This window comes from Paraglaciecola polaris LMG 21857 (genome assembly GCF_000315055.1).
GTDB lineage: Bacteria > Pseudomonadota > Gammaproteobacteria > Enterobacterales > Alteromonadaceae > Paraglaciecola > Paraglaciecola polaris.
This window is the reverse complement of record NZ_BAER01000118.1, coordinates 1-13,735: the sequence shown is the minus strand read 5'-3', so window position 1 is coordinate 13,735 and position 13,735 is coordinate 1. Positions and strand designations below refer to the sequence as shown.

General features: G+C 43.0%; 15 protein-coding genes. 11 read left to right on the top strand and 4 right to left on the bottom strand.

Annotation, left to right across the window (positions count from 1 at the left end):
* Window positions 1-4: 4 nt before the first annotated feature.
* Entirely contained in the window at window positions 5-298 is a 294-nt protein-coding gene (locus GPLA_RS18860; protein ID WP_007106587.1) for a hypothetical protein, read from the bottom strand.
* A gap of 350 nt (window positions 299-648) precedes the next feature.
* Here GPLA_RS18860 and pspA point away from each other — a divergent pair, with 350 nt between their 5' ends.
* The 9 genes from pspA (at window position 649) to GPLA_RS18815 (ending at window position 8,676) form a co-directional block, all read left to right on the top strand.
* On the top strand, window positions 649-1,308 hold the full coding sequence (pspA, locus tag GPLA_RS18855) for a phage shock protein PspA (protein WP_040515393.1): 660 nt from the start codon (window positions 649-651) through the stop codon (window positions 1,306-1,308).
* A 72-nt stretch (window positions 1,309-1,380) separates the two neighbouring features.
* The gene (locus GPLA_RS18850) at window positions 1,381-1,584 is read left to right on the top strand and encodes a PspC domain-containing protein (protein ID WP_007106585.1); all 204 of its coding nucleotides are present in this window, start codon (window positions 1,381-1,383) and stop codon (window positions 1,582-1,584) included.
* Entirely contained in the window at window positions 1,581-1,925 is a 345-nt protein-coding gene (locus GPLA_RS18845) for a hypothetical protein (RefSeq protein ID WP_007106584.1), read from the top strand. Before GPLA_RS18850 ends, GPLA_RS18845 begins: the two co-directional genes overlap by 4 nt.
* Before the next feature lie 110 nt (window positions 1,926-2,035).
* A complete protein-coding gene (locus tag GPLA_RS18840; protein WP_007106583.1) occupies window positions 2,036-2,479 on the top strand; it encodes a copper chaperone PCu(A)C in 444 nt (147 codons plus the stop codon).
* A gap of 9 nt (window positions 2,480-2,488) precedes the next feature.
* Window positions 2,489-3,475 carry a DUF2333 family protein gene (locus GPLA_RS18835; RefSeq protein WP_007106582.1) on the top strand — a complete coding sequence of 329 codons (987 nt, stop codon included), beginning with the start codon at window positions 2,489-2,491 and terminating at the stop codon, window positions 3,473-3,475.
* Between the two features lie 3 nt (window positions 3,476-3,478).
* Window positions 3,479-4,237: a TIGR04219 family outer membrane beta-barrel protein gene (locus GPLA_RS18830; RefSeq protein ID WP_007106581.1), complete on the top strand. Its 759-nt coding sequence runs from the start codon at window positions 3,479-3,481 to the stop codon at window positions 4,235-4,237.
* Window positions 4,238-4,368: 131 nt separating this feature from the next.
* Complete coding sequence (locus tag GPLA_RS18825; RefSeq protein WP_007106580.1) at window positions 4,369-6,201, top strand: assimilatory sulfite reductase (NADPH) flavoprotein subunit; 1,833 nt, start codon at window positions 4,369-4,371, stop codon at window positions 6,199-6,201.
* On the top strand, window positions 6,201-7,913 hold the full coding sequence (cysI, locus tag GPLA_RS18820) for an assimilatory sulfite reductase (NADPH) hemoprotein subunit (protein WP_007106579.1): 1,713 nt from the start codon (window positions 6,201-6,203) through the stop codon (window positions 7,911-7,913). The genes GPLA_RS18825 and cysI overlap by 1 nt, the downstream gene beginning before the upstream one ends.
* Entirely contained in the window at window positions 7,906-8,676 is a 771-nt protein-coding gene (locus GPLA_RS18815; RefSeq protein ID WP_007106578.1) for a phosphoadenylyl-sulfate reductase, read from the top strand. Before cysI ends, GPLA_RS18815 begins: the two co-directional genes overlap by 8 nt.
* On the opposite strand, the gene GPLA_RS18810 is transcribed toward GPLA_RS18815, so the two are convergent.
* Complete coding sequence (locus GPLA_RS18810; RefSeq protein ID WP_007106577.1) at window positions 8,673-9,572, bottom strand: TIGR03899 family protein; 900 nt, start codon at window positions 9,570-9,572, stop codon at window positions 8,673-8,675. The genes GPLA_RS18815 and GPLA_RS18810 overlap by 4 nt on opposite strands.
* Before the next feature lie 177 nt (window positions 9,573-9,749).
* Between GPLA_RS18810 and GPLA_RS18805 the strand changes: the two genes are divergently transcribed.
* Complete coding sequence (locus tag GPLA_RS18805) at window positions 9,750-11,987, top strand: bifunctional diguanylate cyclase/phosphodiesterase (protein ID WP_040515392.1); 2,238 nt, start codon at window positions 9,750-9,752, stop codon at window positions 11,985-11,987.
* A gap of 6 nt (window positions 11,988-11,993) precedes the next feature.
* Here GPLA_RS18805 and GPLA_RS18800 read toward each other — a convergent pair whose 3' ends face one another.
* Window positions 11,994-12,560: a uracil-DNA glycosylase family protein gene (locus tag GPLA_RS18800; RefSeq protein ID WP_007106575.1), complete on the bottom strand. Its 567-nt coding sequence runs from the start codon at window positions 12,558-12,560 to the stop codon at window positions 11,994-11,996.
* 129 nt (window positions 12,561-12,689) lie between these two features.
* Between GPLA_RS18800 and GPLA_RS18795 the strand changes: the two genes are divergently transcribed.
* Window positions 12,690-13,016 (top strand): hypothetical protein, encoded by a 327-nt coding sequence (locus GPLA_RS18795; RefSeq protein WP_007106574.1) that lies wholly within the window; start codon window positions 12,690-12,692, stop codon window positions 13,014-13,016.
* Window positions 13,017-13,554: 538 nt separating this feature from the next.
* Here the strand turns inward: GPLA_RS18795 and GPLA_RS24130 are convergent.
* Window positions 13,555-13,735: hypothetical protein (locus tag GPLA_RS24130; RefSeq protein WP_040515391.1), on the bottom strand; the 181-nt coding region annotated here is incomplete at its 5' end.

Genomic DNA, 13,735 nt, shown 5'->3' with positions numbered 1-13,735 from the left:
GGGATTACTCCCTTTCTAACAAGTGACTGATATGCGCAACAAGCGAAGCGACATTTTTAAACGGACTATTGGCTGCCGACATAGCTCGTTCATCACTTAACGAGATATGTATATCTTGGTCCTGTAGCATATCTTCAATGTCAATCAGTAGAGCGACTAGTCCCATAGAATCTAGGTGACCTTGTGCCCCGAATAACGCAGTATCGGGTGATACTGGTACTTGTTCAAGATCCTCTCGTGATTGGTTAGTCAGTTCGATTGCAGATAATATTAGGGCTTGTATTTCGTCGTGGGTCATATGCTTATTCCTTAGCGTGAGTTAAACCATCGAGCGGTCTTTATTCATAATACGTTCAAAAAACGACCCCCTGCAATCCCTAATTTTATCTACGTTGTGTACTGCCAATATTCCAGAATCGTTATTTTCACTATAAGAGTAGTGGTTTTAACCAATTATTTGTTCAATGTTAATTCGCATAAAACTCAGGCGGATAAAATAACCATTTAATATCAAGTGGTTAGTTTTTTTTATAGATTGGCATAACACTTGTAGTTGTTAATCAGTGATGAGGGTTATAGAAACCTGAATATAAGCGTTACCAATAGTGCTGGTAAAACCAGTTAAACCCAAACAAGTGGAGATTTATCATGGGACTACTTTCAAGAATGTCAGACATAGTGCAATCAAATATTAATGCATTACTCGACAAGGCAGAGGATCCAGAAAAAATGATCAAGCAACTTATTCTGGAAATGCAGGATACTTTGGTTGAAGTGCGCTCAGTGGCAGCGACAGTATTGGCCGATAAAAAACATATTGAGCGCAGTATGAGTAAGCTCACCGTTGAAAGCGAAAATTGGCAGAACAAAGCGCGTATTGCGCTGCAAAACGACAGAGAAGATCTTGCCCGCGCTGCACTTGCTGAAAAACAACGAGTTGATACGGCTCTGGAAGGTTTGCAGACGCAGTTATGTGAAGTGCAAGAGTCTATCGAAAAATTACAAAGTGACAGCAGTAAGCTCAACGAAAAGCTTATGGAGGCGAAAAGCAAGCAAAAGAGCTTATTGATTAAGCAGCGTACGCAGCATGCAAGATTGAAACTTAAAAGCTCCGGCGCATACCACAAAGTTGATAGCGCAATTGTGAAATTCGATCAATATGAACGGCGCATTGATGATCTAGAAGCGCAAGTCGACGCCTTTGATCTGGTCAGTGAAACGAAAAGCTTAACCGCTGAGTTAGCGCAACTTGAAGCGAACGAGAATATCGAAAAACAGTTAACAGAACTGCGTAACAAGGTCGCTTAGTCAATCCATTTAACAGCATGAATTTCACATCTGCTACGTGAACTTCGGTGTGACATATATCAGGAGAGCAACATGAGAGAATATATTAATTTAGACAGATTACATCGCGATACCTTACACGGTAAAATTTCTGGGGTTTGTGCGGGTCTGGCGAAGCATTGGGAGCAACCTCGGTGGGCGATTCGCATCGCGGCAATTGCATGTTTGTTACTGTTACCCGTTGCAACTGCAGTCGCTTATGCTATGGCAGTATTATTGCTGCCTACACGCTCATGAATCTGTTGAAAAACTTAGCGCTGGCGGTACTTATCGCTATTTTAATTACCTACAGCCTAGGTTACGCCGCATCAGATTTACTGAATATACAGGTGCAACTTGACAATAATTTCGTTGAGCCGGTGACGTCGCTTATTGTCATGATTGTGGTCGGCGTAGTGTTGGTGCTTGTGGGGTTCGCGGTTGCCCTTAGCGTATTTGCCGCTATAGGGTTTGCCCTGTTTGCTATCTTGGCTGCACTGATTTTTGCTGGGTTAGGCAGTATTTGGCCGATATTGCTGGCGGTGGTGATAATCATTTGGGCATTAAAAGACAAAAAGCATGAGGATCGCTACTCCTAAATTGTTCGCTAAATAAATGAGATACATGATCTACCATGCGTGGGAATGGGTAGCATATTGCTCTGATTTGCTGAATAATTCCGTTCTGATTCATTTAAGTGGAATGGTAGGTGCTTGTGAGCATTAAAAAAATAATTGCCGCAGCGTTAATTTTTATATCAAACGCTACCTTCGCAGAACTGCAAATCACAAATGCAACCTTAAGATTGCTGCCACCTAGTGTGCCGAATACGTCAGCGTATTTTACCGTGCGCAACACTGGAGATCAGGATATTACCTTAATTGGCGGCCAAACCAAGATTGCAAGTAAAGCTGAATTACACAATCATATTATGCATGGTGATGTAATGCGTATGGAGAAACAAAACGCAGTCGTTGTGCCTGCAGGCAAAACACTGATTTTTGCGCCAGGCGGACTACATATGATGATATTTGGTTTAACTGAGTCTCTTAATAAATCTCAAACTGTAACCCTAAATTTGTTAACCCAAGATGGGCAACAGATCAGGTTTGATGCCATCGTCGTATCCCCTAATCAACATAGTCATCACTAGGAGGTGAACATGCAAAAATATCTAACTCCAAAGTGGCTGCTCAGTATCGCAGCTTTACTCTTTATTTTCTTTTGGCTGATTGCAATTTATTGGAGTTTTGAGCCTGAAACTTTTGATCCTCGACAAACGGCGCAAAACTATGCCCAGCAGCATAATGAAAAGCTGGTGCCGGGTTATATCGTAACGACGAGCTTGATTGCGGTAACGGAAACCCTGTTGAACAAGTCAGGAGGGTACCTGTCCAACGATGTTATCCCGCCAAGCTTGTTCATGGACAATATGCCGAGTTGGGAGTTTGGCGTGTTAGAGATGACACGTGATTTAGCGCTTTCTATGCGTAAAGATATTAGTCGTTCTCAATCGCAATCCAGTGAAAACCCATTTTTGACTGATGCACAACCTAAACTAAATATTGATCATCGTAGCTGGCTATTACCGTCTGCTGAATCTCAGTATCAAGATGCTATCGATAAACTCTACGAATATCGCACGAGCTTATCGAATAGTCGTCAGGGCACAGCACAGTTTTACGCCAGGGCTGATAACCTTAGGGATTGGGTTAAACAAGTTGAAAAACGCTTGGGCAGCCTGTCGCAAAAATTAAGTGTCAGTGTTGGGCAAGACCGCCTCGATACCGGCCTCGCTGGTGATAGCAGCGCAGGAGCAATACCCGCCGCAGAGTTGCGTGAGCAAACAAGCTGGTTTCAATTGGATGATAATTTCTATGAGGCGCGAGGAGCGAGTTGGGCCCTGATCCATTTTCTTAAAGCTGTGGAAGTTGACTTTGCTGATGTGCTAGATAAAAAGAATGCACGCGTTAGCGTTCAGCAAATAATTCGCGAACTCGAGTCAACCCAAGAGTCTATTTTCAGTCCCATGATATTAAATGGCAGTGGCTTTGGCATGTTGGCTAATCACTCGTTAGTGATGGCGAACTATATTTCCCGAGCGAATGCTGCTCTAATTGAACTTTCTGAACTATTAAATCAAGGATAATCTATGAATAAATCGCTTTGTGCCGGTGCACTAGTCATGGCCTTAACGAGCTTGTCGAGTCAGGCCGATACTCTATTAGGTGTATATGCAGGGGCTCAAGCGTGGGATATGGAGACCACAGGTGGGTTTTCAGATAACAATAGCAATGTAGATTTTAATTATGAAGATGAAACCAAGGGAAGTTTCTATATTGCCTTGGAGCACCCATTACCTTTAGTGCCGAATGTTAAGTTACAGCGCACGGGTTTAGATACCAATGGGCAAACCGTTTTGTCATCAAGCATGACATATGGCGGCGAATTATTTTCGGCGAATACCGAGGTCAATACTAACATTGACCTCGTCAGTACTGACTATATTGCTTACTACGAGCTGTTTGATAATGATTTGATTAGCTTTGATTTGGGTATAAATGCTAAACATCTAGACGGTGACATTTATCTCGAAGCACAAAACGACGCCACGCAAAATGCGGCACAGGATTTCTCTGGTTTTGTGCCTATGTTGTATTCACGTGTGGCTGTAGGCGTTCCGTTTACGGGGTTAGGCGCGTTTGTTGAAGGCAGTTTTTTAGCGTTTGATGACAACAGCATTACTGATTATCAGGCGGCGATCACCTATGGGTTGCTTGATAACCTAGCAATCGATGCCACGTTGCAATTGGGCTACCGCTCGTTAGAAATAGAATTGGATGACTTAGACGGTATCTATACCAACTTCGAATTCAGTGGGGCTTTTTTGGGTATTGAAGTGCATTTTTAAGTTTTGTTGCCTGTAGTGAATTGTTGACTTTTCGCTCAGTCCATTAAGTAATAAAAAATCAGTATTTATTCTTTCCAGTTATGAACATAGATCGCTAACCTAGTGCCATAGCATTCGAGGTTAGCGATATTATGTCATCAAATACACAGAAAAATTTAGGTTCTACAACCGCTCTAAGCGATACCCAGTGGGCTCAACTTAATCAGTTGACTCCATCTCTTACACCTGCTCAAATGGGTTGGTTAAGTGGTTATTTAGCTGGATTAGCACAGACTCAAGTTACTGCGACTTTGCCTCAGGCGAATGGGCCTGCTGCTGAAGCTTCGTCCCCTGAAAAATTCATTACGCTTCTTTATGGCTCCCAGACGGGCAACGCTAAAGCGTTGGCTCAGGGTTATAAAGCAAAACTTGATGCTGCAGGTATTGCTGCCAAATTGGTCAATATGGCTGACTACAAAGTTAAGCAGCTTAAGAACGAATCGCACATCGTTGTCATCGTCAGTACTCATGGTGAAGGCGATGCGCCTGACGACGCAGTCGAGTTACATGACTTTCTGGCTAGCAAGAAAGCCCCTAAGTTACCTAACCTTAAATTTTCAGTATTGGGACTAGGTGACAGCAGCTACGAGTTTTTCTGCCAAACAGCAAAAGATTTTGATAAAAAACTGGCTGAGTTAGGTGCAACGCGTATCGTAAATCGAGTCGATTGTGATGTTGATTACGATGAAGCATCTGCAACATGGGCACAGCAAGTACTGGATAAGGTCCAAGACGAGTTAAAAGCCAAAAGTAACTCCCATGTTGTGGCTATGCCACATATTGGCAAGCCGACCTTGTCTGTAGCGGCTGCGCAATATTCTAAGAAGAACCCATTTACCGCGAGTTTGTTAGCAAGCCAAAAGATTACTGGTCGCGATTCAGTTAAAGATATTAGGCACGTTGAAATTTCTCTTGAAGAGTCAGGCATTCAGTATCGTCCTGGTGACGCATTAGGTGTTTGGTTCAAAAATGATCCGAGCATGGTTGATGAGTTGCTGGCGCTGCTAGAGATTGATGGTGCATCAGAGGTGTCTGTTGCTGGTGATACTTTATCTGCGCGTGAAGCCTTAATCGAAAAGCGTGAATTAACTCAAAGTTACCCCTCTTTTGCCAGTGCTTATGCGCAGCTTGCGAATAACCCTGAGCTGAATGCCTTAATTGAAGATAAAGCTGGGCTGCGGGCGTTTTTAGGTGAGCGTCAAATTATTGATGTTGTACGTCAGTATCCGGTTAAGACAGATGCGCAATCCTTGATTGATATGTTACGGGGAATGACCCCTCGCCTTTACTCCATTGCTTCAAGCCAAAATGAAGTTGAAGACGAAGTACATTTGACTGTGGCACTGGTTGAATATGATGCCCATGGACATGCGCACCAAGGCGGGGCCTCTAGCTACCTTACTAAGCGTTTGGAAGAAGGCGCAGAGATACAGGTTTTTGTAGAGAAGAATGACAACTTCCGTTTGCCTGAAAGCCCAGAAACCCCTGTCATAATGGTGGGGCCGGGTACAGGTATAGCACCTTTCAGAGCGTTCATGCAAGAACGTGAAGCACAAGAAACGGATGGCAAAAATTGGTTGTTTTTCGGTAATCCTAACTTTACCCAGGACTTTTTGTACCAAACAGAGTGGCAGCGTTTCGTAAAAGACGGTGTACTCGACAAGGTCAGCTTGGCGTTTTCTCGTGACCAAGAAGACAAAATTTATGTACAGCATCGCTTGCTTGAGCAAGGCGCAGAAGTATTCGAATGGTTAGAGCAGGGTGCGCATTTCTATGTATGTGGCGATGCAAATCATATGGCGAAAGATGTGCATGCTGCGCTGGTTGAAATTGTACAAAAGCATGGTGCAAAGAGCGCCGAGGCGGCAGAAGAATACTTAACTGCATTACGCAGAGCAAAACGTTATCAGAAGGACGTTTATTAATGACGACAGACAATAATAATTTAGTTGTACAGGGCAAACTGGCCGACAACGAGCGCCTAAAAGGCGAAAGTAACTTTTTACGTGGCACTATCGCAGACGATCTTAAAGATGACCTAACTGGGTCCTTCGTTGGTGATAATTTCCAGCTTATACGCTTTCACGGTATGTATCAGCAAGATGACCGCGATGTTCGTGCAGAGCGCGCAAAGCAAAAACTAGAGCCATTGCAAAATGTAATGCTACGCGCACGTTTACCAGGCGGCATTATTAAACCTGCCCAGTGGTTATCGATCGACAAGTTCGCAGATGAGAAAACCTTGTATGGCAGCATTCGTTTAACTACCCGTCAAACGTTTCAATTTCATGGTGTACTTAAGCCAAACATCAAGCTGATGCACCAAACGTTGAACCAAGTTGGTATTGATTCTATTGCTACCGCTGGTGACGTTAACCGAAATGTACTCTGTACTTCGAATCCAATTGAGTCGGTAATACATCAGCAGGCTTATGAATGGGCAGTAAAAATCAGCGAACACTTACTCCCTAAAACTCGTGCGTACGCAGAGATTTGGTTAGATGGTGAGAAAAAAGAAACCACGGATCATGAACCCATTTTAGGTTCAAATTATCTGCCACGTAAATTCAAAACAACCGTTGTTATTCCGCCACTTAACGACATCGACGTACACGCAAATGACCTTAACTTTGTGGCCATTGCTCAGGATGGAAAATTAGTCGGTTTTAATGTGTTGGTGGGTGGTGGTTTGGCTATGACTCATGGTGACCAAGCTACGTTTCCGCGCAAAGCAGACGATTTTGGTTTTATCGGTGTTGAAGACACGTTAGCTGTCGCTGAAGCGGTAGTCACGACGCAACGTGACTGGGGTAACCGTGTAGATCGTAAAAATGCGAAAACAAAATATACCCTTGAGCGTGTTGGTGTTGAAACGTTCAAGAGAGAAGTCGAAAAGCGTTCAGGTGTGACGTTTGGTGAAAGTCATCCCTATGAGTTCACCGAACGTGGCGACCGCATTGGTTGGGTTGAAGGTATCGATGGTAAACATCATTTAACGCTGTTCATTGAAAACGGCCGTATTTTAGATTATCCAGGTAAGCCGCTGAAAACCGGTTGTGCTGAAATTGCAAAAATTCACCAAGGGGATTTCCGTTTAACGGCGAATCAAAATTTGATCGTCGCTGGCGTAAGTGCTGAAAACAAAGCAAAGATCGAAGACATCGCCCGGTCCCATGGTTTGATGGTGGATGATCTTTCTCTTCAGCGTCAAGATTCGATGGCTTGTGTCGCTTTACCTACTTGCCCACTCGCAATGGCGGAAGCAGAGCGCTATTTGCCTGAAGCAGTAACGCAATTGGAAGGCCTATTGGCGAAGCATGAAATTGCCCAGAAAAGTATTATATACCGGGTCACAGGTTGCCCGAATGGTTGCGGACGCTCAATGCTGGCTGAAATCGGTTTGGTGGGCAAAGGTCCAGGAAAGTATAACTTACATTTAGGTGGTAATCGCCAAGGTACGCGCATTCCTAAAATGTATAAAGAGAACATCGGTGAGCAGCAAATTATGGATGAGCTCGACGTGTTAATTGGCCTATGGGCTAAAGACGGACAAAGCGCCGAGTCATTTGGTGATTTTGTTATTCGTACTGGTGTTATTGCAGAAGTGGTAAATTCCGCTGAGGATTTTTATGCGTAACCTAGCTATGCAACCGTCGCAAAATGTTGAGCTGCTCGACGGAACACCTAAGATTTTAACGCAGGTTTCATTGACAGAACTTAATCAGCAGTTAGAAGCCAAAAGTGCGGTTCAGCGAGTGAGCTGGGCGTTAGAAAACTTGGAGCCGACATTTATGTTGTCCTCTAGTTTTGGTGCCCAAGCTGCGGTTATGTTGCATATGCTGACCCAACAGTTTCCTGATATACCCGTGGTATTAACAGACACTGGATATCTATTCCCAGAAACTTATCAGTTTGTTGATGAGCTGACCGAGCGCCTAAATCTTAATTTACAGGTTTACCGCGCTCCAATGTCAGGTGCGTGGCAAGAAGCGCGTTTTGGCAAACTCTGGGAAAAAGGAACGGAAGGAATAGAGCAATACAATAAGCTGAATAAAGTGCAACCTATGCAACAAGCGCTTGCTGAGCTTGAAGTGAAAACTTGGTTCGCTGGTTTACGCCGTAGCCAATCAGAAATGCGTGAATCTTTGTCAATATTGCAAAAACTGACTCGTCAAGTGAAGGTTTATCCAATTTTAGATTGGAGCAACAAAGATATTCATTATTATCTGAAGGAAAATGACTTACCTTATCACCCTTTGTGGGAGCAAGGTTATGTGTCAATTGGTGATTGGCATACCACACGATCTTTACAAGAAGGCATGGATGAAAAAGACACCCGCTTTTTCGGTTTAAAACGTGAGTGTGGTTTACATGAATTTGGTGACGGTGACGGTATCTAACTGACAGTGAAAGCGTTGTTCAAAATCAATTTTAGCGCCTCTAGGTACTTATCCTGTGTATTGGTGCCCACTAATGTAAATAGCTCAGCGCCTGTGGCGGTGAACTTATAATACTTCAATGTCGTACCATGCTTTTTAGCGCTCAAATGAAAGGTTTGAGCGTTATTCCTCCATTCTATATCAGTATTTATTGACCATTCTCCTGATTCAATCTCGGCTTGATGAATTAAACCTAGACCAATTAAGGAAAGTAGATCGGGGTAACTTAAGCCAAACATAGCCAAATTGAGTTGTTGCTCTTTGCGTAAGCGAAACAAAGCAAACATGGATGGTTTTTGGTAGAAACCAGTTAATAATTTAGGGGTTGTATCTCCTTTTCGTCGACTTGATAGTGCGACTGCTCGGCGAAAGGTTTGTGCATCTTTGAAAGTGAGCTGTTTGAGGGTCAGTAAAGTGCGCAGCGAAAAGCTACCTGGGCGACTGGTTTCAACCGCAAATATCTTACCCCACAGTTCTTGCATTGCCGGGGAGTGTATTTCTTCTGCCATATTCACGAAGTTATAGAACCAATCTTGATCGATACGTTCGTCCTTATCCCCCTCAATGCAAAATTTTAAGGCTTTTTCAAACACGCTTTCAATGTTGTTTAGTTTACGTTGAGCAGCTATCTTCTTGCGCTTGAGAACTCGGCTCTCTATGCTGTTCGCTCGTATGCCCTGATAGGGTAAAGTCACACCAATTTGAGCAAACCACTGTGTTATACGCGCTGCTGTGCCTCTCGTTTCGGTTTGAGCGGTTGTAGGCGCTTCCGTTGATGCGCTTGCAGGTTGCGAAGACTTGCTCGTATTCTTGTCTAAAGACACAGGAAGAGGAGTGTTTTGGTTATCAACTTTCATTGGGTATTCATTCACATATCTAATTTAGTAAATATTATTTACCATAGTATCCTTATTCCTAGTAGCATTGAATTGCGTAACAAATTAGGTGAACTAATTTTGATTTACTCAGGATTTAGCTAAGCTTAAGAAATACTGCTGTTGTGTGCAGGTAAACTCAAGAGAGTCGTAAAATAAATGTGTCCGATGGAATATGAGAATGATGAGCTAGTTTTCCTTTCTGAGGAAAATACCGCAGACAATACAGAATTTTCAGGAAGCTGGAATGTATTGGTAGTTGATGATGATGAAGAGATCCATTCTGTTACGCGTTTAGCGCTGTCCGATTTGGTATTAAATAACCGGAATTTGACCTTCTATCACGCATACTCTAAAGCGCAAGCGCTGGATATTATAAAGACATTAGGTTCGGATTTAGCGATTATCCTACTTGATGTTGTCATGGAAACTGACGATGCGGGATTGCAGGTGGCGCGTATTATGCGTAACGAAATGGGACTGACAGAGCCGCGCATCATACTTCGCACTGGTCAGCCGGGCTATGCCCCAGAAGAAAGTGTCATTAAAGAATACGACATCAACGATTACAAAACGAAGACAGAGCTCACACGTAGCAAGTTAGTGACGACTATTATCGCCTCGTTACGCTCTTACCAACAAATATTAACCATTAATCAAAGTCGTATCGGTTTAGAGAAAATCATCCAGTCAGCATCAAACTTATTGGAAGAGCATTCTATTAATCGTTTTTGCGAAGGGGTGGTTACACAAATTAGCTCCTTATTAGGACTTGATCCGTCAGGGGTAGTTTGTGCGCGGGCTGGTTCAATAATAGATAAAGACGAGAACGCAGTATATGTGCTTGGTGCGGCCGGGGAGTTTAGCAGTTACATCAATAAAAAAATTGAAAATCTACACGACGAAAAAATAGTCCGCTCAGTCAACCAATGCTTACAACAAAAATGCCATATCTATGATGCTCACTTCACCGTTCTATATTTAAAAAGTTCGGATTATGATGCCGCCGTTTATTTGAAAGTTGGCCAGCAAATTTCTGACGTCTTTAAACAACTTATAGAGGTTTTTTTATCAAGTATTTCAGTTGGTTATGAAAATGTTAATTTGTTTCATCAACTGCATACCGCAGCGTTTAAAGATTGGTTGACTAAACTCCCTAATCGGAGCGAGTTTATTAATCGTCTAGACGATATTAGCACCGACATAGAGCACGCAAATGATGTGGTTGCGCTTATCGATATTAATCATTTTGCAGACATAAATGATGGTCTCGGTCAGGATACGGGCAATGACACTTTGCTCGCGTTAGCCCAGCGTATTGAATCTGTGTTTCCTGAGGCCGCAGCGCTTGCACGTATTGGCTCAGATGTATTTGCCATAGTCGGTACCGAGCGAGAGGTCAACCCTGCGACCTTACAAGGATTGTTTAATAACGCATTTGAGGCAGGAGATCATATGTTGCCCCTAAGTGCCGCATTTGGTTTTTATCGTTTTAATGGCAAAAAACATACAGGTATTAATATACTTAAACACGCCAATATTGCGCTAAATCGGGCTAAAAAGAGTCTCAAAACAAATTTTGAATATTATGCGCCTGAAATGGAAGAACAGACCACTTGGCGGCTAGACATGATCCGCCAATTGCGTAATGATTTTGGCGAGCGAAAATTACAATTGTGGTATCAGCCGCAAATTGACTTGGTAACGCAAAAAATTATCGGTATGGAGGCCTTGTTACGCTGGCCATCTACAGATGGTGGTTTTGTTTCTCCAGCAGTTTTTGTGCCCCTTGCGGAGTATTCAGGATTGATCATCGATATTGGTGCTTGGGTGATGCAAGAGGCCTGTGAAAAGTTACGCTTGCTGACGAACGAAGGCTTCACCAATCTGCGCATGGCAGTGAACATATCCATGCCGCAATTTCGCGATCCAGCATTTATTGAGCTGGTGAAAACAGCGATAACCGATAACGCTTTGGCACCAGAGTGTATTGAGTTAGAAATTACTGAAAGTATCGTTATGGATGAGCCTCAGCTGGTAATTGATGTGCTACATGAGTTGAAAGCGTTTGGCGTTAAAGTGGCGCTTGATGACTTTGGTACCGGCTTTTCATCCATGAGTTATCTTCAACAACTGCCTCTTGATCGCCTTAAAGTAGACCGGGCTTTTGTCAATGAGATCAGTCCAAATAAATCGGCGTTTATCGCCGAAACTATCGTCACTTTAGGTGGCAAGTTAGGGCTGAGAACGATCGCTGAAGGCATCGAAAAACCAGAACAAGCGAATTACTTGCTTAAATTAGGCTGTGATGAGGCCCAAGGTTTTATGTACGCAAAACCAATGCCTTTTGACGCGCTACTGGTGTTCATCGCTCAAGAGGCTAAAAAAGACGCGTAATATGGGTTAAAATTTAGTTAGTTCGGCTACGACACTTTGCATTTTAGGTACAACTTGTTCTTCAAACCAAGGGTTTTTCTTTAACCAAATATTATTTCGTGGTGACGGATGTGGTAAGACGAAATACTTTGGTTGATACTCTTGCCAATTCCTAACGCGCTGGGTCAAGTTTAACTTATCGGCCAAATAATATGATTGGGCGTATTGACCAATTAATAAAATGTGCTTAATCGCCATGTACTTAATGAGTTTTTCGTGCCATAGCGGAGCGCATTCTTTACGCGGTGGTTTGTCGCCACTTTTTGCCTTTCCCGGATAACAAAAGCCCATTGGTAAAATGGCAATATTGTTTTCATCATAAAACTGCGCGTCACTTAAACCTAACCAGGTGCGTAAACGCACCCCGGATGGATCATTCCACGGCTTTTGAGTTTGATGAGCCTTTAAACCAGGTGCTTGACCAATAATCAATATCTTTGCACGCTGGCTACCTTGAATAATTGGCCTTGGTGTTAAGGGTAAATGGGCTTCACACACTCGGCAATTACGTGCTTGTTCAAAGTCGTTAATCAAGAAAGTCTACCAAAAAAGTCAGTTTTGTCATATTGTTGTCACAATCCTATGGTTTGGCATGTAGATTTGATTCCAACGCAGGATTACGATGCTTAACATGTCGTTAAGCGAATTATCGAGGAAATCATTATGTTAAGAATCAAATTACCCATTATTGTCGCAATGTTAAGCGTATTTTCATCTGCCGCTAGCCATGCTGAGACTCAGAACAATAGATTATTCGACTGTATGGAATCAAGCACATTCGCTATTGACGGCTCATGTATGGCCAACAAAATTCAGCAAAATGTGCAATTCCGTGAAATGCAGTTAAATATTGCACAGAAAACACAAGTTCAAGATGCAAACGCAGTGGCAACCATGCAATTCTTTGAAAATGAAATGCGTATTAATGTTATTGCACACAAAGATGCATTAGATGAATCTGAGTTGCTTGTACGCAACGCTGCTGAATAACTCCCCTAATCCCGTAGGGTGAACAGTGTTAAAAATGAACTCAATGCAAAGCATAGCTTTGAGTTTAATTTAGCAAACACAAACCCTATTTCCTCGATTCTCACTATTCCATATTTCGCTTACAGGCATACGTGATGTGGTCATTTGGGCGAGTAGCTAGATGTTAAAACCTACATTCAGCACATTGAATTGTTAGCATTCTGGCCAAATTCATTTGGGTAAACAGCCTGCGATTTCTTTAGTGAGGGGATGGCATTTTATGATGATACAGGCGGCGTGATCTGAACTCGGGCAGAGATGATCACCAATACCAAAAAATATGTGTGCGAAAAATTTCGCCGCGAACGGATTGCTGGTTCATTAAACGTCTATACGATTAAAGATTTTGGAGCCATTGCCAGTAGCTCGCCCCGTTTTTGTCGATTCAGTATGTCAGCGCTTGAAGAAGCCTAGGAGGGACTGACAGATTTCATTATGGTTTGGCGCCTGGAAGACAATCAGTGACAGATCACTCGAGTATTAAATTTTGGTCACAGGGCTAATCATTAATCTGGGGAATTAACGAAAACTTGCTGTTATATTCAACAACACGCCTGATTAGTGAGCGGTCAGTTAGTATTTGCAAAAGAGCTCTTGCGTTGACTGCGGTGGAGCTATATATTCCTTGCATCGGACGCGGGATGGAGCAGTCTGGTAGCTCGTCGGGCTCATAACCCGAA